16 protein-coding genes are annotated in these 23255 nt (G+C 39.1%); 7 read left to right on the forward strand and 9 right to left on the reverse strand.

Annotation, left to right across the window (positions count from 1 at the left end):
* Nucleotides 1-42 precede the first annotated feature (42 nt).
* From ACYVHJ_RS20875 to ACYVHJ_RS20885, 3 genes are read right to left on the reverse strand one after another with little or no spacing between them, the layout of a single operon-like run.
* On the reverse strand, nt 43-795 hold the full coding sequence (locus tag ACYVHJ_RS20875) for an SDR family oxidoreductase (protein ID WP_460518847.1): 753 nt from the start codon (nt 793-795) through the stop codon (nt 43-45).
* 8 nt (nt 796-803) lie between these two features.
* A complete protein-coding gene (denD, locus tag ACYVHJ_RS20880) occupies nt 804-1769 on the reverse strand; it encodes a D-erythronate dehydrogenase (protein ID WP_339902995.1) in 966 nt (321 codons plus the stop codon).
* Nucleotides 1770-1785: 16 nt separating this feature from the next.
* A complete protein-coding gene (locus tag ACYVHJ_RS20885) occupies nt 1786-3147 on the reverse strand; it encodes a GntP family permease (protein WP_339902994.1) in 1362 nt (453 codons plus the stop codon).
* A 177-nt stretch (nt 3148-3324) separates the two neighbouring features.
* On the opposite strand from ACYVHJ_RS20885, the gene ACYVHJ_RS20890 reads away from it, so the two are divergent.
* The 7 genes from ACYVHJ_RS20890 to ACYVHJ_RS20920 all read left to right on the forward strand — a co-directional run bounded on the left by ACYVHJ_RS20890 (nt 3325) and on the right by ACYVHJ_RS20920 (nt 15608).
* On the forward strand, nt 3325-4041 hold the full coding sequence (locus ACYVHJ_RS20890; RefSeq protein ID WP_339902993.1) for an LOG family protein: 717 nt from the start codon (nt 3325-3327) through the stop codon (nt 4039-4041).
* 4 nt (nt 4042-4045) lie between these two features.
* Nucleotides 4046-4987 carry a lytic transglycosylase domain-containing protein gene (locus ACYVHJ_RS20895; RefSeq protein ID WP_339902992.1) on the forward strand — a complete coding sequence of 314 codons (942 nt, stop codon included), beginning with the start codon at nt 4046-4048 and terminating at the stop codon, nt 4985-4987.
* Nucleotides 4988-5047: 60 nt separating this feature from the next.
* Nucleotides 5048-6715 carry a hypothetical protein gene (locus ACYVHJ_RS20900; protein ID WP_460518853.1) on the forward strand — a complete coding sequence of 556 codons (1668 nt, stop codon included), beginning with the start codon at nt 5048-5050 and terminating at the stop codon, nt 6713-6715.
* A gap of 254 nt (nt 6716-6969) precedes the next feature.
* A complete protein-coding gene (gene uvrA, locus ACYVHJ_RS20905; protein WP_339901685.1) occupies nt 6970-9816 on the forward strand; it encodes an excinuclease ABC subunit UvrA in 2847 nt (948 codons plus the stop codon).
* 386 nt (nt 9817-10202) lie between these two features.
* Nucleotides 10203-11705: a hypothetical protein gene (locus ACYVHJ_RS20910; RefSeq protein ID WP_460518856.1), complete on the forward strand. Its 1503-nt coding sequence runs from the start codon at nt 10203-10205 to the stop codon at nt 11703-11705.
* A gap of 97 nt (nt 11706-11802) precedes the next feature.
* Nucleotides 11803-14679, forward strand: coding sequence for a TonB-dependent receptor (locus tag ACYVHJ_RS20915; RefSeq protein ID WP_460518859.1), 2877 nt, complete (start codon nt 11803-11805; stop codon nt 14677-14679).
* A 167-nt stretch (nt 14680-14846) separates the two neighbouring features.
* Complete coding sequence (locus ACYVHJ_RS20920; protein WP_460518862.1) at nt 14847-15608, forward strand: hypothetical protein; 762 nt, start codon at nt 14847-14849, stop codon at nt 15606-15608.
* A 339-nt stretch (nt 15609-15947) separates the two neighbouring features.
* Here ACYVHJ_RS20920 and ACYVHJ_RS20925 read toward each other — a convergent pair whose 3' ends face one another.
* The 6 genes from ACYVHJ_RS20925 to ACYVHJ_RS20950 all read right to left on the reverse strand — a co-directional run bounded on the left by ACYVHJ_RS20925 (nt 15948) and on the right by ACYVHJ_RS20950 (nt 23168).
* A complete protein-coding gene (locus ACYVHJ_RS20925; RefSeq protein WP_339901681.1) occupies nt 15948-17381 on the reverse strand; it encodes a peptidylprolyl isomerase in 1434 nt (477 codons plus the stop codon).
* A complete protein-coding gene (locus ACYVHJ_RS20930; protein ID WP_339901680.1) occupies nt 17359-18255 on the reverse strand; it encodes a peptidyl-prolyl cis-trans isomerase in 897 nt (298 codons plus the stop codon). The genes ACYVHJ_RS20925 and ACYVHJ_RS20930 overlap by 23 nt, the downstream gene beginning before the upstream one ends.
* Nucleotides 18218-20227, reverse strand: coding sequence for a peptidylprolyl isomerase (locus ACYVHJ_RS20935; RefSeq protein ID WP_460518866.1), 2010 nt, complete (start codon nt 20225-20227; stop codon nt 18218-18220). Before ACYVHJ_RS20935 ends, ACYVHJ_RS20930 begins: the two co-directional genes overlap by 38 nt.
* Nucleotides 20228-20316: 89 nt before the next feature.
* Nucleotides 20317-20733, reverse strand: a complete 417-nt coding sequence (locus ACYVHJ_RS20940) for an ATP-binding protein (protein ID WP_339901678.1) — start codon at nt 20731-20733, stop codon at nt 20317-20319.
* On the reverse strand, nt 20723-21067 hold the full coding sequence (locus ACYVHJ_RS20945; protein ID WP_339901677.1) for an STAS domain-containing protein: 345 nt from the start codon (nt 21065-21067) through the stop codon (nt 20723-20725). Before ACYVHJ_RS20945 ends, ACYVHJ_RS20940 begins: the two co-directional genes overlap by 11 nt.
* A gap of 31 nt (nt 21068-21098) precedes the next feature.
* A complete protein-coding gene (locus ACYVHJ_RS20950) occupies nt 21099-23168 on the reverse strand; it encodes a GAF domain-containing SpoIIE family protein phosphatase (RefSeq protein WP_460518871.1) in 2070 nt (689 codons plus the stop codon).
* Nucleotides 23169-23255 lie beyond the last annotated feature (87 nt).

Below are 23255 nucleotides of genomic sequence, written 5' to 3' on the forward strand. Positions count from 1 at the left end.
AATGCTTTTAAGAGGCGACACGATTGGTCAATAGCCAATAGGTCAACCTCTGCCAATATAGGGCATGCCATTGGCCATGATGGTCATAAAGGGTATGTTGGCAGCAGGGGGCAGGCCGGCCATGTAGACGATTGCTTTTCCTATTTCCATGACATCCATGGTCGGTTCGATCTTTCGGGAACCATCTGCCTGTAGTGTACCTTCTTCCATTTTCTTGGTCATGTCACTTTTTGCATTGCCAATGTCGATCTGCCCACAAGTAATGTTTTGATCTCTTCCGTCGAGGATAGTAGATTGTGTTAGGCCGGTTACGGCATGTTTGCTAGCGGTGTAAGCCACAGACATAGGCCTTGGAGTATGAGCAGAGATAGAGCCATTATTAATGATGCGTCCACCTTTTGGCTCTTGTTTCTTCATCAGTTTAAAGGCTTGCTGTGTACAAAGAAAAGCTCCGGTCAGGTTGGTGTCCACTACCTTTTTCCAATCATCAAAACTCAGCTCTTCCAATGGAATGGCAGGAGCATTTACTCCGGCATTGTTGAACAATAAGTCTAATCGCCCATATTTTTCTTGTATTTTTTCAAACAAAGCTTTGACACTTTCCGGAGAGGTAATGTCTGCAGGGAAGATCAAGTGGTCGTTTTTGATACAAAGGCCGGCTGTTTCTTTAAGGCTTGCTTCTCTCCTGCCGGTTAATATAAGGGTCCAATTGTCCTTAGCCAAAGCTTGAGCCACGGCCCTTCCAATGCCTGAACCCGCTCCGGTAATTAGTGCCGTTTTTATTGTGCTTTCCATCGTTGAGTTTATTTTTCAGGTACCTGAATATTTTCTTCTTGAATATAATTGGTAATGATTTCTATAGTGTTTTTATCTGCGGTGAAGCCTAAGGCATCCGCTTTTTTGGTGTCGAAATTTGGTGGCCAGGTAAGGACAATGCTTTGCAGGAAGGCATCAGGTTGATAAGAAATAAGCTCCGTAATACCTTTATGTGTGACTTGCTCCAGGCTATCGATCATTTCCTGCACCGTCACAGTTATGCCGGGGAGATTTATGGTGCGATCTTCTCCGATGGTTTTTGCCGGTAGTTGGGCTGCATGAATAAAGTTACGGACCACTTGTTTGGGCGAGAGTATCCAAAAAGGGGAAGAAGGTGCAACGGGGTAGCTGGTAGGTTGGCCGTTCAAAGGTTCTCGGATGATACTGCTCAGAAAAGAAGAAGTTGCCGCGTTTGGTTTGCCGGGCCTTACGGTGATGGTAGGCAATCTAAGGCATCTGGCATCCACAAAACCGCGCCTGCTAAAATCATTCATTAAAAGATCAACTATTGCTTTTTGTGTGCCGTAGGAACTCTTTGGTTTGGGGGCTGTTTCTTCGGTGAGCACCTGATTTACATCTCCTCCAAATATCCCACAAGAGCTGGCAAATACGATCTTTGGGCAATAGGCCAATTCCCTGCATTTTTCCAGTAGATGCAAGCTGCCATGCAAGTTAACACGCATGCCCAAGTCAAAGTTTTTTTCAGCTTCACCACTGACCACTGCCGCCAGGTGGAAGATTAAATCAGGTTTTTTTATCAAAAGGGGGGTAATAATGGTTGGATCGCTAAAATCACCTTCAACGCATTTGAATCCCGGGTTTTTGGTAATTTTATCCGGAAATTCCCTGTCAACCAAGGTGATTTTACCCTTAGATTGGGGCTGTTGTTGTAGCCATTCTGTAGCAAGTCTGCTGCCAATAAATCCACCACCTCCTATAATTAGTACATTCATGTATTTGGGTTTTTGTTTAGACAAAAGGGAATATATAAGAAAGTAACCATACCTGTGCCATGCCAAGCAAAGAAATGGATGCGAGTAGGAAAGTCCATGTTTTAAGGGCTTCTTTTTCGGTCATCCCGCTCATTCTTGCCACCACCCAAAAGGCACTGTCATTCATCCAAGAAATAAATAATGAACCAAATCCCATGGCCATTAATAAATAAACGGGATGAAAACCCAAAGCTTGGCCATCTCCAATCAAGGCAGACATAATGGCTACACTGGATATCATGGCTACAGTTCCGGAGCCTTGGGCTGTTTTCAGCACTGCCGAAATAAGCCAGGCAAGGGGAATAAAGTGCAAAGGGAAATTTTCTGTAGCCATTCCAATTGCCTTTCCTATGCCACTATTATTAATCATGGCCCCATAGGCGCCGCCGGCACTGGTAATAAGAATGATTACCCCTCCAATTTCCAAGGGTTTACCTACTTTTGCCCACAATTCGCCGGAGGCCATTTTTTCAGATTTAGCCCAAAGGTAGAGGGCTGCCCCTGCTCCGGCAGCCATGGCCAAATTTTTATTTCCCAGAAAGACCAACCATTCGGGGACATTGCCTGTAAGGACTTGAATCATGGTGCCAGAGCCTATCATTAATATGGGTAATACAATGGGAGCAAGTGCCCACATCATAGAAATTTCTGAAGCATCTCTGGTTTTTTCAGGCAATTTAATCCGGATAGGTACCACCATTTTTTTATTGATCCTCTTGCCCAATAATATAACCAGAATTGCTGGGGCGATTCCTAAGATAATTCCGGAGAGAATCACCGTCCCCAAGGGTATTCCCAAACTTTCGGCCATGATTAAAGGGCCGGGAGTGGGAGGGACAATGCTGTGAGTAATGGCGGCACCTCCTCCGATGGCCATTACATAAAGGATATAATTTTTACCGGTTTTAAGGGCCAGGCTAATACCCAAGGGGATGAGTAGGAAAAAAACAGTATCCAAAAACACTGGAATGGAAAGCAAAAAGGCGGCGATAAGCAAGGCCAATGCAGCTTGTTTTTCCCCAAGTTTTTTTAACAGTTGGGTGACTATTTTCTCTGCAGCCCCGCTTTCAAGCATGGCAGTACCTATGATGGCTGCCAAAGCGATAACCCATGCTATTTTCCCTGCCATTACTCCAAAGGCGATCATGGGTTCATCCAGGGCTGCGGCTATCCCCTCACTTTCCATTAGGTTGGGTGTCATCAAGCCCACATACACTGCCGCCAAAACTAGGGCGACAAAAGGATGAAACTTCATTCGGGACACCAATACTACCACCAAAGCGATACTTGTCAATAGAATGGCAAAAGGCCAATATTCAGCATTATAAATTGATTCCATACTTTAAATAAGGTAAAATATTCTGGAATTTAATGCTTAGGCATTTTTAATTCGAATTTTTGCAACAAAGATTTTTATATTATTTATAAAAGTCGTTTGTTTACTCGATGCTGATGGTTTACATTAGAAAAAAAATATTGCTATAATTTTAGATGTTTAGTTTTTGATTGGATAAGAATGGAAGAAGGTAAAGAGGAGGACAAAATTAGGAGGGCCTTTAAGGAGAAAGACTGGGCCGAAATAAAGAGTGCAGATTCTTGGGTAATTTTTAAAGTCATCAGTGAATTTGTGGAGGGTTTTGAAAAGCTAGCCAAGATAGGGCCTTGTGTTACGATTTTTGGTTCTGCAAGAACAAAATCAGACCACCCAAATTATAAGACTGCTGAGGCCATTGCGGCCAAGCTGGTGAGACATGGATATGGAGTAATTACCGGTGGCGGTCCGGGGATTATGGAAGCAGGAAATAAAGGTGCTCATTCTGAGAGTGGAAAGTCTGTAGGGTTGAATATTGTTTTGCCTTTTGAGCAGTTTAATAACGTTTATATTGACCCGGACAAGCTCATTACTTTTGATTACTTTTTTGTTCGCAAGGTTATGTTTACCAAATATTCCCAAGGCTTCGTGGTATTACCGGGAGGTTTTGGTACAATGGATGAATTGTTTGAAGCCTTGACGCTTATCCAAACCAAGAAAATAGGACGTTTTCCAATAGTGCTGGTTGGGAAAGTATATTGGGAAGGTTTAATTGAGTGGATAAAAACCACCATGCTGGAATCATTTGAGAACATTAGCAAGGAAGACCTCGATCTATTTGTTTTGGTGGATACTGCCGATGAGGCTGTCAGCGCAATTGACGAATTTTATAACAAGTACTTACTTTCTCCAAATTATTAGTCCATTGAAAAAGAAGCATATTTACAATTTATACTTCCTGGTTGCTTTGCAATTTGTGATTATAGGATTTTTGTTTTACCAAAGCAAGGAAGAAAAAACACAATTGCCTGCAAGTGAAGGGGAAGCTGCAACATTGCGTGCAGGGGAGGCGAGAAGTAAGCCACGGGTGAAAATATTTGATCTTCCGGATAAGCCGGAATTTGCAGGAGAGAAAGTACCTGTTGAGCAGCCTGATGTTTTTGAAAGGTTTGAACGTGAAGTTTATGTCAATGCTTATTGGGAATCCAATGCCTTGTTGATGCTAAAGCGATCAGGGAAATATTTTCCGTTTATTGAAAAGACTTTAGAGGAAAATGGAATCCCGGACGACTTTAAATATGTAGCCATTATTGAGTCCGGATTGCTGAATGTAACCTCTCCTGCTGGAGCCAAAGGATTTTGGCAATTTATGAGAGGAACTGCAGGAGATTTTGGTTTGGAGGTCAACCGCTATGTAGATGAAAGGTACCATTTCGAAAAGGCAACCATTGCAGCATGTAAATACATCAGGGCCGCCTATGGGAAGTTCGGCAATTGGACAAGCGTAGCGGCCAGCTATAATTTAGGAATGGCAGGTATTGCCCGAAGGAAAAACCAACAGTTAAGCCCTGATTATTATAACCTTTACCTGAATGAAGAAACCAGTAGGTATATTTTTAGGATTTTAGCCATGAAGGAGATTTTCGAAAATCAGGCCAAATATGGATTTGAACTTCAAAAGGAAGACCTGTATTCTTTGCCTCCTTTGAGGGAAATAGAGGTTACCGAAAGTATCGATAACCTTGCTGCATGGGCTGTTGAGCACAAAAGCAATTATAAGGAAGTGAAAATCTACAATCCCTGGTTGATCAATACCAAACTCAATGTAAGAAAAGGGCGAAAATATGTCATAAAATTACCTATGTAAAAACCTTTTCTTAAGGAATTGGTTTTTATCCTTAACTTAAACGGAATAAAAACCTATTGTATGAAAAAATCTATCATTATTACCTTTTGTATTGGGCTAGTTATGCTTGGTTTTTTCTTTTTATTGCCTGTATTGGTCAACAGTTACCTTAATAAAAATGCGGAAACAATTGTAAGCAATATGATTGTTCGTACCAATGATTTTGCGGGGCATGAGGTTAATTTTGGTAAAATCAGCTTGGATTATAATTATCAAGGCACTTTTTTGAAAATGGATTCAGTCCATATTTATCCAGGAGAGAAATTAAAAGAGGAGAATAAAATAAAGTTTAACCTTTCATTTAAAGAGGCCAGTCTCACTGGTTTTCAATGGGTTGATTTTTTGTTTTACAACAGCATTCACCTGGACTCAGCCTATATAGCAGATGTGGTTTTGGAAACCCTTACGCCGGATTTAGAAGAAATCACCGATTCAATGGAGCAGGGGCAGGGAAATCAAGGAGAAAACTACAAAAAAATTAGTCTCAATCATTTTAGGGTCAACCAAGCCTATTTTAGAAACAAAGACAGTAAAACTGATTCCACCCGATTATTGATCAAGGACCTTTTTATTTTTGCAGATGGTTTTAGCCTAACTGATCAGGATATCGAGAGTCAGCAAGCCTTATTTTCAGTAGATAATATTGAAGGATACCTTGAGGATGTTCAGCTGCATGTCAATGATTATATCAATGTGGTCGAGGCGAAGGAACTCGCCTTTAATACCAGCGAGCAAAAATTAAGTATTGAACAGATAGGTTTTAACAACAAGCTTAGAAAGTATTCCTATATCAACCGCTTTGTTAAAGAAACCAATTGGATGGAATTTAATGATGCGAGGTTGGAGATCTTGGGAATGGATTTTCAATCCTATTTTAGACAAGGAGTAATAGTGGCTGATGAGCTGCAATTGGACCATTTAAACCTAGAGGTTTTTAGGGATAAACGAAAGGTTGAAGATACCTCCAAAAGGCCAAAAATGATCCATCAGATTATTCATGATCTGCCTAAAAGTATCTGGTTGAAAGAGATAAATTTTGAAAACATGAAGATTACGTATCAGGAAAGACCTGATACAAAAGCACCTTCTGCGGGAAAGATATTTTTTGACCAAGTCAAAGGTGAGATTTTGGGATTTACCAATTTTGAGGATAGGCTTGCCCAAAATGACACCTTAAAAATTTTAGCCAAAGGTAGGTTAATGGGGGAAGGGCAAATAGATATGCAGGCAGATTACCTGATCAATGATAAAGAAGGCAAATTCTTTATCAAAGGGAGTATAGGGGCAATGAACCTGACAAGTCTAAACAACATGATAATGCCTGCTACCAGGGTGGCTCTCAAAGGGGGAAGGCTAGACAATTTATATTTTAATATTGTGGCGGATGAGTTTGACGGGACAGGTGATGTTATTGCGAAATATCACAATCTTGAAATAGAAATTCTGGATAAAAATTATAAACGAAATAGAAATATTTTTAGGGATATCGGGGCTTTTCTGGCCAACAAAATCGTTGTCAGAACCGATAATCCGCAAAAATCCGGTGATTTACAAAAAGGAGAAGTATATTTTCGTAGAGAAAAGCACAAGTTTATTTTTCATTATTGGTGGAACCTAATATTGAGTGGGCTGAAATCTACCATCACAGGTGACACCGAACAGGAACTTAGAGACAAGGCTGTCAATTAGTTCCTTTTCAAAAAAATGAACCATTTGCCTAATTTTAGGTTTATCTTAGTTATGCTCTTTTTTGTCAATCCTAATTCGTTTATAAAATTAAGAGTTGGCTTAAAAAGGTTGTAAATTGTGCCGTCTCTTTTGAAAACAAGAGGCAGTCTTGAGTGGCAATTGAAAATCGCCCCGGGCTAAATTTGTATTTAGCAACAATTAAATAAGTTATTGCTTAAATTTAGGCTAAACCAATTAAAGAGAAAATCCATACAATGTCAGTAGAAAATCAACCTTCTCAAGAACATATTGAAATATATGGGGCCAGAGAACATAATCTCAAGAACCTCGATCTTACCTTACCCAGAAATAAATTAGTGGTCATTACGGGCTTGAGTGGTAGTGGTAAAAGCTCATTGGCATTTGACACCATCTATGCCGAAGGTCAAAGGCGTTATATGGAAAGTTTTTCTGCCTATGCCAGGTCTTTTTTAGGCGGTATGGAAAGGCCTGATGTGGATAAAATTAACGGACTATCACCGGTGATATCCATCGAGCAAAAAACCACCTCAAAAAATCCACGATCTACGGTTGGGACGGTAACCGAAATTTATGACTTTATGCGGCTTTTGTACGCCAGATCTGGGGAAGCCTATTCTTACCTTTCCGGCGAAAAAATGGTTCGTCAAACCGAAGATCAAATCATTGATCAAATCTTCAATAACTTTTTGAATAAAAAGCTTTCCATACTTGCACCGGTTGTAAAGGGCAGGAAGGGTCATTATCGTGATCTTTTTGAGCAAGTCCGCAAAATGGGTTATTCAAAAGTGAGGATTGACGCTGAGATGGTCGATCTGGCGCCTAAAATGCAAGTAGATCGGTACAAGATCCATGACATTGAAATTGTGGTGGACCGGGTGCTTGCAGAGGAAAGTGATCGATACAGGATATCACAATCCCTAAAAACCGCCTTGCAACATGGCAAAGGGGTGATGATGTTGCTTGATGAGGAGGGCAATATCCATCATTTTTCAAAGTACCTGATGGATCCTCATACCGGATTAAGTTATGATGAACCGGCGCCCAATTCTTTTTCCTTCAACAGCCCATATGGGGCTTGCCCTACCTGCAATGGTTTGGGAGTTATTGAAGAGATCACCCAGGAAAGCGTCATACCTGACCCTTCATTAAGCATCAGTAGGGGAGGAATTGCACCTTTGGGTGAGTATAGAGACATTTGGATATTCAAGAAAATTGATGCCATACTGAAGCGATACAAAGGCAGTTTGGCTACTCCCATTGAAAAATTGGATGAAAGAGTCATTCAAACCCTTTTGTATGGAGATAAAATGGAGGTTGCGGTGGATTCCGTGAAATACCCCGGAACAAAGTGGAACACTACCTTTGAAGGGATTTTAAATTTTCTTCAAAAGCAGAAGGAAGGAGGATCCGATAAAATTCAAAAATGGATTTCCGATTTCACCACCACCCGCACCTGCCCTGACTGTGAGGGTTACAGATTAAAGAAGGAAGCTCTTCATTTTAAAATTGCGGAAAAACATATAGGAGAACTGGCCCTAATGGATATTACCACTTTGGGAGAATGGTTTGAGAATATAGAAGAACGAATGACTGAGCGCCAGAAAATAATAGGCGTTGAGGTATTGAAAGAAATCAGGAAAAGAATCGGGTTTCTATTGGATATAGGCCTGAATTATCTTTCTCTCAATCGGCCTTTAAGAACCTTGTCCGGAGGAGAAGCCCAGAGGATTCGACTGGCCACACAAATCGGCACCCAGCTTGTAGGGGTTTTGTATATTTTGGATGAACCGAGCATAGGCTTGCACCAGAGAGACAATGTGAAATTGACCCATGCCTTAAAAGATTTAAGAGACCTTGGCAACTCAGTCATTGTGGTGGAACATGACAGGGACATGATGATGGACGCAGATTATGTGTTGGACATTGGCCCTGGAGCAGGTCGTCATGGTGGACAAATTGTAGCCAGTGGAACGCCACAGGAAATTTTAGCTTCGGATAGCCTAACGGCCCAATACCTTAATGGAGATTTAAGCATACCTATCCCGGAAAAAAGAAGGAAAGGTTCCGGTAAGAAACTCAAATTGAAAGGGGCGAATGGAAATAACCTGAAAAATGTAAACTTGGAAATACCACTGGGAACCATGGTTTGTGTTACCGGAGTTTCGGGTTCAGGAAAAAGTTCTCTGATTCATGAGACGCTATACCCTTTGCTCAACAGGCAGTTTTACAACTCCAAAAAGGAGCCTTTACCCTATAAAGAGATAAGCGGTTTGGAAAATTTGGATAAGGTGATTGAGGTGGATCAATCTCCTATAGGGAGGACGCCAAGATCCAATCCGGCAACCTATACAGGAGTATTTACCGATATTAGGGCTTTATTTACCGACTTACCTGAAGCTAAGATTAGGGGATACAAGCCGGGAAGGTTTTCTTTTAATGTAAAGGGAGGTCGTTGTGAAGATTGTGAAGGTGGAGGAATGAAGCTGATTGAAATGGATTTTCTTCCGGATGTGCATATTCCCTGTGAAACCTGTAAAGGCAAACGCTATAACCGGGAGACTTTAGAAGTGAGGTTTAAGGGAAAATCTATTGCTGATGTGCTGGACATGACTGTGGAACAAGCTGTGGAGTTTTTTGAGCACATCCCCAAGATCTTAAGAAAAATTCAAACCTTGCATGATGTAGGTTTGGATTATATAACCTTAGGGCAGCATGCTACCACTTTATCTGGAGGAGAAGCACAACGTGTGAAGTTGGCCACAGAGCTTTCCAAGAAAGATACAGGAAAAACCTTTTATATTTTGGATGAGCCTACTACAGGATTGCATTTCAAAGACATTGGGTTGCTTTTGGGAGTGCTTCAACAACTGGTAGATAAAGGAAATACAGTGCTTATTATTGAGCACAATATGGATGTAATTAAAGTGGTGGATCACATAATAGACCTTGGCCCAGAGGGAGGAGAGAAAGGTGGGGAAATCCTTTTTAGCGGGACTCCTGAAAAAATGGCCAATCATCCCAGTAGTCATACCGCTAAGTTTTTAAAAGAAGAGTTGAATAAGAGAGATTTGGTCCTGTAGGCTTTAGGAGGTCTAAAGCTGTACCTGTATTTTTTGCCCTATCTAGCGCTTTTGCTGTATAGGGCTACACTTTTTATACCATGGTTCATTGTACATTTTTAAGATGTAGGTCCCGGTAATTTTTATGATTATTGGGCAAATTTGAGAGGATTAGGCAAAATTTTGTCAAAAATCATTGTTTTTTTATTTTGGATAAATGACTGAGTATTAAGCCTTGTTAATACGTTCAGGGGCAATTAAAGGGGTTTTTGCACCCAATGTTAAGAGAAGATTAATTCGCAGAATTTAATTTTAAAATTTCATAATTAACTTTTTTATATGGTCGTAGTTTTTTGATTCAATTTTGTGCCTGAATCTAATTCAGAATTAAAATCTAATACCTAACCATGAAGAAATTATTTAATTGGATGACGATCGCTACATTAGCTGTTACTGTTTTAACAGCTTGTAACGATGAGGACGACCCAAACAACCAAGTTGTTATTACCGGAGTCCCAGCCACCGCAAATGTTGAAGTTAAAGAAAGTGTGGATCCTGTTTCTGCAAATATTACTGCTGCAGATGGGTTAACCACCTTAGTTGTAAAAAAAGATGGTACTACAATAGAAACTATAAATTATAATGGCGAAGTATCCGCGGCTTATGATTTCAATTATGAAGCCACTGAAGAAGATGCTGATAGTAATATAGTATTTGAAATTGTTGCTACAGATACGAATGGAGATACGCATACCTCTACATTTGTGGTTACTGTAGGTGAGATTGCTTCCGTTATCAGAGTTGATGAAAACATTACTTCTGATGAAGTGTGGGAAACAGGAAAAGTTTATGTGCTTGGAAGTAGAATTACAGTTACTGAAGGTGCTGAATTAACCATCCAACCGGGTGTCATTGTAAAAGGTGAAGCCGGATCAGGTGCTAATGCTACTGCCTTGGTTATCGCAAGAGGAGCCACCATTGAAGCTGAAGGTACTGCTGATCAACCTATTATTTTCACCTCAATAGCCGATGAAATTACACCGGGTATGATAGCAAGCCCTAACCTAGATCCTGATATTGATGGATTGTGGGGAGGATTATTGATTCTAGGAAGAGCACCAGGATCTTTTGCGGGTGATGTTTCAGAAGTACAAATAGAAGGTATTCCACCTTCCGATACCAATGGACTACACGGTGGAGATAATCCGGAAGATTATTCAGGAAAACTTAAGTTCATATCCATTAGACATGGTGGAGCCAATATTGGTGAAGGAAATGAAATCAATGGTTTGACTTTAGGGTCAGTTGGTTCTGAGACTATCATTGAGAACATCGAAGTTATCGCTAACCAAGATGATGGAATCGAATGGTTCGGTGGAACTGTAGATGTAAAAAATGCCATTGTCTGGAACGCTGGTGATGATGCTTTAGATACGGATATGGCTTGGTCAGGAACCTTAGATAATTTCATTGTAATCAATGGAAGTTCTACAGACCATTCACTGGAAATTGACGGGCCTGAAGGTTCTTTCAATGATGCTCATACCCTTCAAAACGGTATTATTGTAGGAAATGACGTTGCCGAGCTTGGCGATTTTAGAGATGGTGCCAGAGGTACTTTCAAAAACATCCTTTTCCAAGGTTTTGCTGACCCAGCCGAAACAGATGGTAGAGGAGACCTATCAATTAGTGGAGACAAATCTCTTGAAAACTTTGATAATGGAGACCTTGCTTTTGAAAACCTTGAAGTGGTTTTAGCAGATGGTGTAGCCCTTACCGATGTGTTCAAACATGGAACTGCGGCGCATGCGACAGCAGTAACGGCCGGTGCCAATACCGTAGGAGCTGATAAATCTGTATTCAGTGACTGGACTTGGTCTGCCGAAGCCGGAAACTTAGATAACCTATAACAATACCAACCACTATTTTTTGAAAGGGATGCGCTAAATCTCGTATCCCTTTCCAACTTTTTTATCTTATCGCTGTACTATTAAAAATAAATAAAAAATGAAAAAATTAAACTTTAGCTGGATCCTAATAGGTTTTCTGCTTTTGTCCTCCAATGTATTCGCCCAAAATGGGACGATTCGTGGAACTATCTATGATGAAGGAAACGGAGAGCCCTTATTTGGTGTGGCAGTATCTGTTGTGGGTGCACAATTAGGAGCTGTTACTGACTTCGATGGGGATTTTGAAATTGAACTTCCGGAAGGAGTTTATTCCATACAGGCCTCTTTTATTTCTTTCAATACTCTTCAATTGGAAGAGATCAAAGTAAACCAAGGTGAGGTTACCCTTCTCGATAACCTTAAGATGTCAGAATTTACTTCTGACCTTGAAACAGTAACCATTACGGCAGAGGCCATCAGAACCACTGAAGCAGCCCTCATGACTGTGAAAAGAAATGCACCTCAATTAATGGACGGTATTTCTGCAGCCGCCTTCCGACAGATTGGAGACGGAGATGCAGCATCGGCCATTAAAAGAGTAACAGGTGTTTCCATAGAAGGTGGGAAATATGTTTACATCCGTGGACTGGGAGACCGTTATACCAAGACCGTATTGAATGGAATGGATATTCCGGGATTGGATCCGGATAGGAATACCATACAGATGGATATTTTTCCTACAAATATCATAGACAATATCATCGTTTCTAAATCTTTTACTAGTAACCTATCGGCAGATTTTACCGGGGGGGTGGTAGATATTGAAACCAAGGATTTCCCTGAAGAAAAAACCATGCGCCTTTCTATCAGTGGTGGTTATAATCCTTCCATGCACTTTAATTCTGATTTTTTAACAACTGAAGGAAGTAATACAGATTTTTTAGGTTTTGACAATGGGTTTAGGGATATCCCCACAAAGGGAATTGCAGAAATACCGCAATATGCAGATGTAGTAGGCAGCCCGGGAGGTGAGCAGGGTCAGCTGTACCAAAGTATTTTGCGTGATTTCAATCCTACTTTTGGTGGGACGAAAAAGCAAAACCTTATGAATTACTCTTTGGGATTCTCCCTTGGAGATCAATTCAAGCACGGAGACAATACTTTTGGTTATAATTTTGCAATAACTTATAAAAACACCTCTGAATTTTATAAAGGTGCAGAATTTAACCTTTATGCCAAACCAAGAGAATCAGATGAGACTGAATTGGAGCCTTTGGAAAAGTCAGGAGGTAATTATGGAGAGAGCAATGTATTGCTTGGAGGCTTATTTGGAGTAGCCTATAAAACCAATTATTCAAAGTATAAACTCAACTTTATCCACCTTCAAAACGGATCTTCCAAGGTGGGTAATTTTAACTTCGTAAACACCAATTTAGGAGCGGAATTTGAGGCAGATCAGTACAATATAGAATACAGCCAACGAGCATTAACCAATTTGATGCTCAGTGGGGTTCATTATAGCAAAGATGGCGCTTGGGAATTGGATTGGAAAATCGCACCAACCTTATCTTCCATAGAAGATCCGGATGTAAGGGTACTAAGGTTCAGAGAACCTAACAAGACCATTTCATCTGAGGTTGGATTGCCCCAAAGAATTTGGAGGTCATTGGATGAACAAAACCTAGTTGGAAAGCTTGATCTTTCTAAAAACCATGTACTCTTTGGTGAGGCTGCCAAATTAAGATTTGGATCCTCATATGCCTATAAGCAGAGGGATTTCCTAATTCAGGACTTTCAGTTTGCCACGGGTAACTCTACCTTTACCGGAGATCCAAATCAGGTGCTTATAGAAAGTAATTTGTTCTCCGAAGACAATAGAAATGGAATCAGGTACAGCCCTTTATTTATTCCAAACAATCCGAATAGCTACAATTCAAACTTGACCAATGTTGGATTATATGTTCATAGTGAATTCAGTCCTTTTGAGAATCTTAAGGCAATTGTAGGCTTGAGAGCCGAGAAATTCGACCAGTATTATACCGGGAGTAATCAGACACAAACCATAGTATATGACAACGAAAAGGTGATGGGAGACCTTGATCTTTTCCCTACCATTAATTTGATTAGAAGCATAAAAGAAAACCAGAACCTTCGTTTCTCTTACTCAAGCACCATTGCCAGGCCTTCTTTTAAAGAAATGTCTTTTGCAGAAATTCTTGATCCAATCACCGGAAGAACTTTTATCGGCGGCTTATTTCAAGAGACAACCGATGGAGGAACTGAAGTTTTATGGGATGGGAATCTAGAAGCCACAAGGATAAACAATTTTGATTTGAGATGGGAGCAATTCCTTTCAGGAGGTCAGATGTTTTCTGTAAGTGCATTTTATAAGACCTTTGACAAACCAATTGAGATGGTTCAGTTCCTTTCTGACCCCGGTGCCTTTCAACCAAGAAATGTTGGAAACGGAACCGTGGCTGGTATAGAATTGGAACTACGTAAGTCATTGGCTTTTCTAAGCCCTTCATTAGAAACTTTCTTCTTTAATTTTAATGGTACCCTTACGGAATCTAGAATTAAAATGTCAGAGGCAGAATTAAGATCCAGGGCACTTACAGCCAGAGAGGGAGAAACCATTGATGATACCAGAGATATGTCCGGTCAAGCGCCTTATATTATCAATACGGGGTTAAGTTATAACAATTATGTTTCCGGTATTGAAGCAGGTATATTTTATAATGTCCAAGGTTCTACACTGAATTATATCGGATTTGGAAATAGGACTGATACCTATACTGTTCCTTTCCATGCCGTTAATTTAAGCTTGAACAAAACTTTTGGAGCCAGTGAGAAAGTGAAGGCCGGAATTAATGTTCAAAACTTGCTCAACCAATCTAGAGAGGAAGTATTTAGGTCTTATGGCGCTGAAGATCAAATTTTCTCAAGCTTAAACCCAGGTACGCTTGTGAATGTTAACTTTTCATATGCCTTTTAATTCATTTACTTGAACAGCCTGAAAAGGTTCAAGAAAGCCTATTTTTTGGTACTGCGATAACAGATTAAACTTTTAATTGAAAATATCCTTCCTTCCGGAGGGATATTTTTTTTGTCTTTATGTTAAGAAATTGTTAACTTTAGTTAACAATGAATTAATTTATAAAAATGCCTAAAGCACTATTTATATGGGGGTTACTTTTTTTTGCCACCGTTTCAACAACGGTTTCGGCCAAAACCTATGTGCTTTTAACTGATTTCACCAAGCCTACAGCCTCAACTTCTCTACTGATGTCATGGCGTGTGGATAGTGAGAAATTTACCAAATTATATGAGCAATTGAGTAAAGACTATAATAGGTTAGGTAAGTCAAAAAAAATGGTAAAAAACATATTTTACCGTACACATCAACAACTGCTTCAACAATATGAACCATTCAGTATGGCCCAGGACACCTTTAATTCGGGGAACTATGATTGCGTGGGTGGATCATTGATTTTGGCAGGTTTACTTGATTATTTTGGGTTTGATTATGAAATTAAAGAAACAACGTACCATGTATTTTTGAAGGTGGCCGTTGAAAATGACTTTGTTGTACTGGAAGCTACGGATCCCATTGAGGGATTTATTCAGGATAAAGCCGCTATTAAATCTTTTCTAAATAAATACCAGAATGGATTCAATGATAGTAGTCAAAGAACTTTTTTGGCATCTAATCCAGGAGAGCAGGCATTGATTTACAGGAGTATTGATCTTCAAAAATTGATTGGGCTTCAATATTTTAATCAAGCGATCAAACATTACAACCACGACAATGAACTGCTAGCATATCAATTTAGTGTATCTGCATTAAAAATGTATAAGGCTGAAAGAATTGAAGGTTTTTCAGATTTTCTAAAACAAAGCTTGTCACTATCCGCATTACGTTAGGATCTTTGAAGATTAAATAAACAGTCCCTTTATCAGAATTGTCAAAGAAAAATTCATAGAAATCGGCCCCGATTAGGTACCCTTTACGCTACCAAGACTGAATCTGGTAAAGTAACAAAGAAGCAATATTTACAATTATCTCATGCAAGGGTAGAGGTTCAGATCCTTGCTTATAGTTGTCCTACATTTAAATTTTATTAATGAATATAAGCCATCACTCTCTCCGGCCAAGTAAAATCAAAGGTAAGTTTAGTTTTTCAACAATGTAAGGCTATACGGGAAGACAAAAAAAGGGCTTCCTATTACCATAGAAAGCCCTTTTTAATGGTGTTATAATCTTTATTTTTCTGCCAACACATTACAATTATCGTAGGCTGGGTCGATATCTATAAAGACCTCTTCTTTGGCTAAAACAAACCAATTGGCAAGAATTTCTTCTTCTTTTTTTCTTCTTGCTGCTTCTTTTAGCTTTTCATAATCATCAGAAATATTGGCCCTGTGGGCAGGGTATCGGTTTTTGTAATACAAAATCCTCACTCCGGGCTCTGATTGACCTCTTTGATCTACATCATCAAATCTGATGGTGGGGGTGATGTCACCTATTTCCATACTATCCAAGGTGAAAAAAAGAATTGGGTCTTCAAGCGTTCTGGAAGTCAGTCGGTTGGAACCTGAAGCAGGGTCAGTAAAAAAACCACCTGCATCTGAGGTTTCTCTATCGTCAGAATTTTCTTTGGCCGCTTTCGCAAATTCAATATTGCCATCGACAATCTCCTGTCTGAGGCTGTCCAGTTCTCGTTCTGCTTTTAGAAGATCATCCTCAGAAGGAGTAGGCCTGATCAAGATATGTCGGGAATTGAAAGTATTCCCTCTTCGTTCAAGTAGTTGAATTAAATGGATACCAAAAACCGTCTCAACAGGGTCAGATATTTCTCCTTGCTTCAATTCAAAGGCTGTAGCCTCATACTCAGGAGCGAGTTCACCTCTCTTAAAAAAACCAAGATCTCCTCCCTGTGGGCCGGAAGGACCTTCAGAATATTGTCTTGCCATGGAAGCGAAATCAGCTTCTCCGCTTAAAATTTTCGCCTTTATCTCAGCCAATTTATTATAAACTTTGTCCTTTTCGACTTGGCTAACTTCCGGTTTTTTTACGATCTGTCCTACGACCACTTCTGAAGAGAAAAATGGCAGTGAGTCTTTTGGTATAGAATTGTAAAATTTTCTTACATCGTTGGGAGATACTTGAAGGCCTTCAGTGATGACCCCCTGCATTTTTCCTACGACCAATTGTTCTTTAACAGCATCCTGAATTTCGCTTTTTAATTGGTCTCCGGTTTTACCATAATTCTCAATTAGCATTTCTTCATCTCCTCCAAACTGCTGTAGAACCATATTGAACCGCTGATCTGTCTGAATAATTACCTCCGCATCTGAAACGATTACCGAATCAATTTCCGCCTTAGCCATCATCATCTTATTGATTAGAAGGGATTCAAACACCTGACATTTAGTAGGTGCTTCGAAACCCTGTTGGACTTGTGAAGAGGCCTCCAAGTAGGCCTTTTGAAGATCAGAATCCAATATGATATAATTATCAACTTTGGCGATAATTTTGTCTAGTACTTGTCCACTGGGCTTTTTCTCCTGCTTTTTTTCATCTGTTTCGGCCGCATCGCTGGTATCTTGGGCCAATACAATCTGAAACATTGAAAGACCGAGCAGTAAGAATAAGCTAAGGTTTTTGGTCCATTTATTCATATATGGTAAACTCATTGTTTTTAAGTGCATTGTTGTAAATATCTCTTTTTAATTTTTCGGCTATTTCTGCTCTCCTTTTATTAACAATAATCTTGGAAATCTCATCCTTCACAAATTCCAAAGGTGGGACCTGGTCTTGTAACCTGTATTCCAAGATTTTAAAATAATAGGCATAAGTTTCGTCATCCACATGGATCAATTTTTCATTTCTGATCAATTGCACATGGTTGTTATTTTGGGTTAGTGGTGTATTTAAAATTATGTCATCAAAGTTGATCCAAGTGGAGTCTTCCATAAAGTAATTGTTAGCATAGCGGATGGCAAAGTCTTTAAGTTCTTGTTTTTTACTTTCCTCATCGCTATTGAGCAAACGCTCCAACTGTCGTCTTTGTGGCAAATCTTTTTCAAGCTTCACAAAGTTTGTTCGGACAATGATCTCCTTTAAAGCGAAGTTTTTATTGTTGTTTTGGTAATATTCTTCTATTTCCGCTTGGGTTACCTCTTTATTCAATTCTTCTTCAACGTAGTTTTTTTCATACTCATAAGCGATAAGGGCATACCTATAGTCCAGCAGTTTTCTGTTGATCTCAGCCTCGTTAATGGTTAAATTTTGACTCGCTTCCTTGATTACCAACTGTTTCTTTACCCAGCTTTGAATGTATCGATTGACCAGTTCCGCAGAATCCAGTTCCGGAGACATCTCTCTGCTTATGTGGTCGATATCTGAATGGTACAGATTTGCACTACCTACCGTAGCCACAATAAGATTGTCCGGGTCTTCTTCCTCATTTTTCATCTTGAACAAATCACAAGAAGACATGAAAAGCACAAGGCTAACTGCCAGCAATGATTTATTGAATAAGTGATCGATATATTTTTTCCTTCTCATCCTCATTGATCTGGATGTTATAATTTTGTTTAAGTTCAGTAAGTAATTGTTTTTCTAAAAACTGTTGGTAGTCCTGAATTAGCTTTCCTCGCGTTTCTCCAAATTGTTTTTGTCTGGCAGGTAAAGTTTCTCCTAAAACGAGTAGGATGCTTTCATTATTTCGTTTCAGCTTATGAAACCTTTGCTCTAAATCCAACCCGGCAAACAATTCATTATTTTCTATTTCGTAAATATTTTGGTTTACAGTAAACAGTAGTGGGTTTTTTTCTAGGAATTTCACGCTTAGTTCATTGGCTAAACTATCTGAAAGCGATTTTCCCTGTAGCCAATTGGAAACTTCTGATATATCCTGACCATTATTTGATTGGAGTACCAGTGCTTTTACTCGTCTTTTCCAAAGGTATTGATCCCTGTGATTTTCAAAATAGGCGATCTGCCCCGCACTGTCTTCCAAAGCTTTTTGCCAAACTTCATGGTTCATCAACTCAAATAACAACATGCCATACTTGTATTCATTGACCAATTGCCGGTAGTCTAAGTTGTTTTCATAAATGTATTCTTCTTCCCATTGGGAGAAAAGATGGGTATAAAAATCGGTAAAAACCCTATCAAAATTAGCCTTAAGAAGATTGGTCCCCTTGGGGTCTGAAATTTTCATAAATTCGATAAATTCTCCCAAAGCTGCCTCCTTCCAATCGGATTGGATAATTGGTTGCGAATTAGTTTTGGTCAGTGCCTCCAACGCTTTATAAAGTTCAGCTTTTGGGCTTCCACTTAGTTTGGTGAAAGTAGCTTTGATATTACCGATAAGCGGCCCATTTTCAACAGCTTTAAACTTTGCTTTTTGCATGGCCAACACTTGTTCTTTTATCATTTTTGATCTGCTGTCTCTTAGAATACTAGACTTGATCTTGGGCAAAACCTCCTCAAAAGGCGGTACCGGTTTAGCACCTTCCAATCGAATGATATGATAACCATAATTGGTTTTTACAGGGGCAGAAAAATCCCCCTTATTATTTAAGGAAAAGGCTGCATGTTCAAACTCAGGGACTAAGGCACCCACTCCAAACCATGGGATCATGCCTTTATTCGCTTTGCTGGCATCATCCTCAGAATAGGTATTCACCAATTCAGGCCATAATGATGGTTCTTCAAGTAGGGATTGATGGATTTGGTTGATTTTATTCCTCGCAATTTGATCTTCCTGGTCTCCTGTATTTTTCCCGGAACGAATCAAAAGATGAGAAACATGTAGTTGTCCCGGATTGGGTCTGCGGTCTTCTAGTCTGATAATATGGTAACCAAAATCAGATATGATAGGATTTGATATTTCTCCGGGGTTTAAACTGTAAGCAGCTTCTTCAAACGGTAAAACCATTTGCAAGGCAGTAAAATATCCAAGGTCTCCATTATTGTTTCTTGCAGAAGGGTCCTCAGAATAGGTTGCCGCCAATTGGTGGAAATCAGCCCCTGCTTCGGCTTCGGCCTTAACTTTTGCTGCCATTTTATATACAGCAATAGAGTCTTCCTTTGATGCATTTGGAGGAAACTTGAAAAGTATATGACTGGCTTTTACAATTTCTTGCATTCTGCTATAAGCTTTTCTTAACTCACCTTCTGTAAGAGAATTTTCCAGAAGGTAGGGTTTTTTCAAATCCTCCTTAAAGGCAGTGAATTCATCTTTAAAAGCTTCGGTTTGGTGCATGCCCAAATCCATGGCATGCTTTACTTTTAATTTGTAATCTACAAACAGCTGGAAATTTAGATCAAAATCCTCCTTGCTGATTGGCTTGTCTTCTTGTTGTCGGTTTTTATTTAGTACGTATAAAAATTCCTCAGAATAAGATGCCTCACCATTAATTTTTAAGAGATAGTCCGACGGTAGATTTGTTTCCTTGATTAGATCAGGAACCGGAGAGGCACTTGCAAATAAAATTCCTACCAAAAGGAAATATATATGCTTCAAATTCATAGGACAATTGATACAATTTAATCTGCAATGTTACAAATTTTACCCCACAATTCGGGTTGTTACCCCGGATAAGTGAAGGGATTTAACATTTATTTGGAATTGAGTTTTTTTATAAGTCGGCAGGTATTGATAGAATGATTGGTTTCAAATTCTATTTTATCCATTATTTTTCGTACCAAAAGTAAACCCAACCCTCCTTTTCGTTTCTCTTTAATAACCGAATTGACCTCCGGAGATTTATACTTTTTCAAATTAAAAGCTTTTCCTGAATCCTTTATTTCAAAGACAATGTTGTCATCGCTTAGCCTTACCTTAAGTGAAATATAACTATTTGGGTTACAATCATGTGAATGAATGATAAGATTGGCACACACCTCTTCTACAGCCAAAATCAATTGATTCTGGCTGATATCATTTAGGTTGGTTGTGGAGAGAACTTCTGTAATAAATGTTCTCAATTCCGACAGCCGACTTTTTTCACAATATAACTTTAATTCATGCTTCATGGACTAATTTTTCGGCTTCCTCTCGGTTGTCTGTAATCGTAATCAATTGATCAAGGCCAAGGATATGAAAGACATTCATGACCTTCTCATTTAAACCATAAATAATAAATAAGATATTGTGTTCATTGAAATCCTCCAAATAGGACATGAACACGCCCAATCCTGCTGAAGATATGTATTGGAGTTCAGTGCCGTCCACCAATATATTCTTGATGTTGTCATTTAAAGCCTCCTGTATCACCTCATCCAACTCTACTGAATTGCTGGCATCAACTTCTCCTTGCAGGCCAATCGTTAAATGGCTTTTTTCAGCCGTCTTATTTATAGTTAACATATTCAATTATACGTTTTAAGCTATTATAAGTTTATGCATTAAATTTGATGACCAAAATGGAATAATCGTCATCCGGCAGGGTCTCTCTACCTACGAAATCATAAACTTCATCTACGATCTTACTTTTTATCTCCTTTGCCGATAAGGCCTTATAATGATCCAATAAAAGCCTTAATTTATCGTATCCAAATTCTTGGTTTTCTTGATTTTTGGCTTCCACTATTCCATCGGTGTACATTACCATAACATCTCCCGGATGGTACTCTAAATAGCCCTCTTCCAAGTAGTTTTCATATCCTTCATTTCTAACGATTCCAAGCCCCATTCCTTTGATATTTAGGAATCGAGAGCAGCCTAAGCTCTGGGAATAAAACAGGGTAGGACAATGTCCGGCCCGGGCAAAATGAATTTCTTTTAAAGCAGTGTTGATGGTGTAATACGTAGTCGTAATAAAGTTGTTTTTTTCCAAGCAACGGTTCAATGCACTATTGGCTTTGGATAAAAACTTTTTTGGTGAGAAATTTAATTGTACCAGACTGTGAAACACACCTTTCATTTGCGACATATTGAATGCAGCAGAAGTTCCTTTCCCTGAAACATCTCCAATAATTAATGCAAAGTTTTCATTATCAAAGCGAAAGGTCTCATAATAGTCTCCCCCCACTTCATCGGCGGCCGCAGAAAAACCATCAATTTCAAAACTATTGTTGTGATGTAATTCTGAAGGAAGTAGACTTCTTTGTACCCTTTGAGCAATTTCCAGTTCTTCTCTGTATCGCTCATTTTTGATGGCCTCATTAAGTAACCTGTGATTTTCTATGGAAATGGAAGTTTGGCCAACAAAGGTGGTGATAATATTAATCATTTCTTTGTTAAAGCCATCCTTGACTTCCTTTAATAGAAAAATGTTTCCAAGGGATTTCTTATTTGCCGATACAGAAAGTACCAATACCGATTTGTAGGTTTCATGGGAGATTTGCCCATATAAGTATTCCTTTTTTATCGTAGATTGTTTGGTTAGATAAGAGGCGAAGGGCTCTACTTTTCTTAAAAATTCCAAAACTTCCTGCCTTTCGCTATTGCTAATAAATTTTTGTAACTGGATTATGGATGATTCTTCCGGTTCAGTAGGGTGCAATTCCAGCCATCCTGCATCTACATAGGCTGCACTCATGCAGCTGTCCATCAGTATATCCAAAACCTGCTCTTCATTTTCTCCCGGCTTAATGGATTGGCTAAGCTTTTGGAAACTTATGGCCTCAGTAAGTTTTTGTTCAAATACTGAAGATGTTGGTAGGTTAAACAATGTTACCAATAAGCTAAATATGGCGTACAATAGCACAAACACAAAAAGTCCCAGTAGAAAGAGGTTTTCAGATAGGTTAACAAAATGGATGTTTTGTTGGGTATAGGAAACCAAACGGAAGAAAAGGTATAGGGTACAGGCAATGATAATTACCATAAATAGAATAGATTTCCATTTTTCCCTGAAGGTTAAATATGGTATCCACTTTAAATTGATGGAAAGTATGGCGCCATAGATGATCAAAAAGATCAACCCAAACATGAAACCATAATTAAAACTAGCTTGGCTGATCAATACAAAAAACATACTGATCAGCAAAATCACCTCATAAGCTTGCCATTGCTGCACAATGGCCTTGCTTTTTTGATAAAGAATAAGGTGCTTCCAACTTAAGGTTGTGGATATTAGAAAAATGGAAACCACGGCGAAATTCACATGGTAGAAGAAATTCATCAGAAGGAGATCTTTCGATAGCCTGGAATCTCCTAAGAGATAATAAAAGAAAATAATGAGAAAAGAAGTGCCTGTAGCAATTAAACCTGTAGAGGCAGGTCTCCAAATAAAATCAATAAAATTTCGGTTTTCATTTTTCTTAATCGAATCATTGAAATAGATGTACAGCCATATAAAAAATAGAATTTCCAGGACCCATGTGATTTCTTTGCTAATGACCCCTTCCATTTGGTTGATTTCCCCAAATACCCTGATCAAATTGACCAATAGCAAACCCATCCAAGAAAGGACAGCCAGGAGGATGTATATTTTTCCTCTTTGTATTTGGGGTAACTTCACCATAGAAAATCTTACAATAATAAATATAGAATATCAGAAACCATCGGCTACAGTAAAAAACTATGAATGTTTGCGCTCTTTTATTTGATT

This window comes from Cyclobacterium sediminis (genome assembly GCF_054781075.1).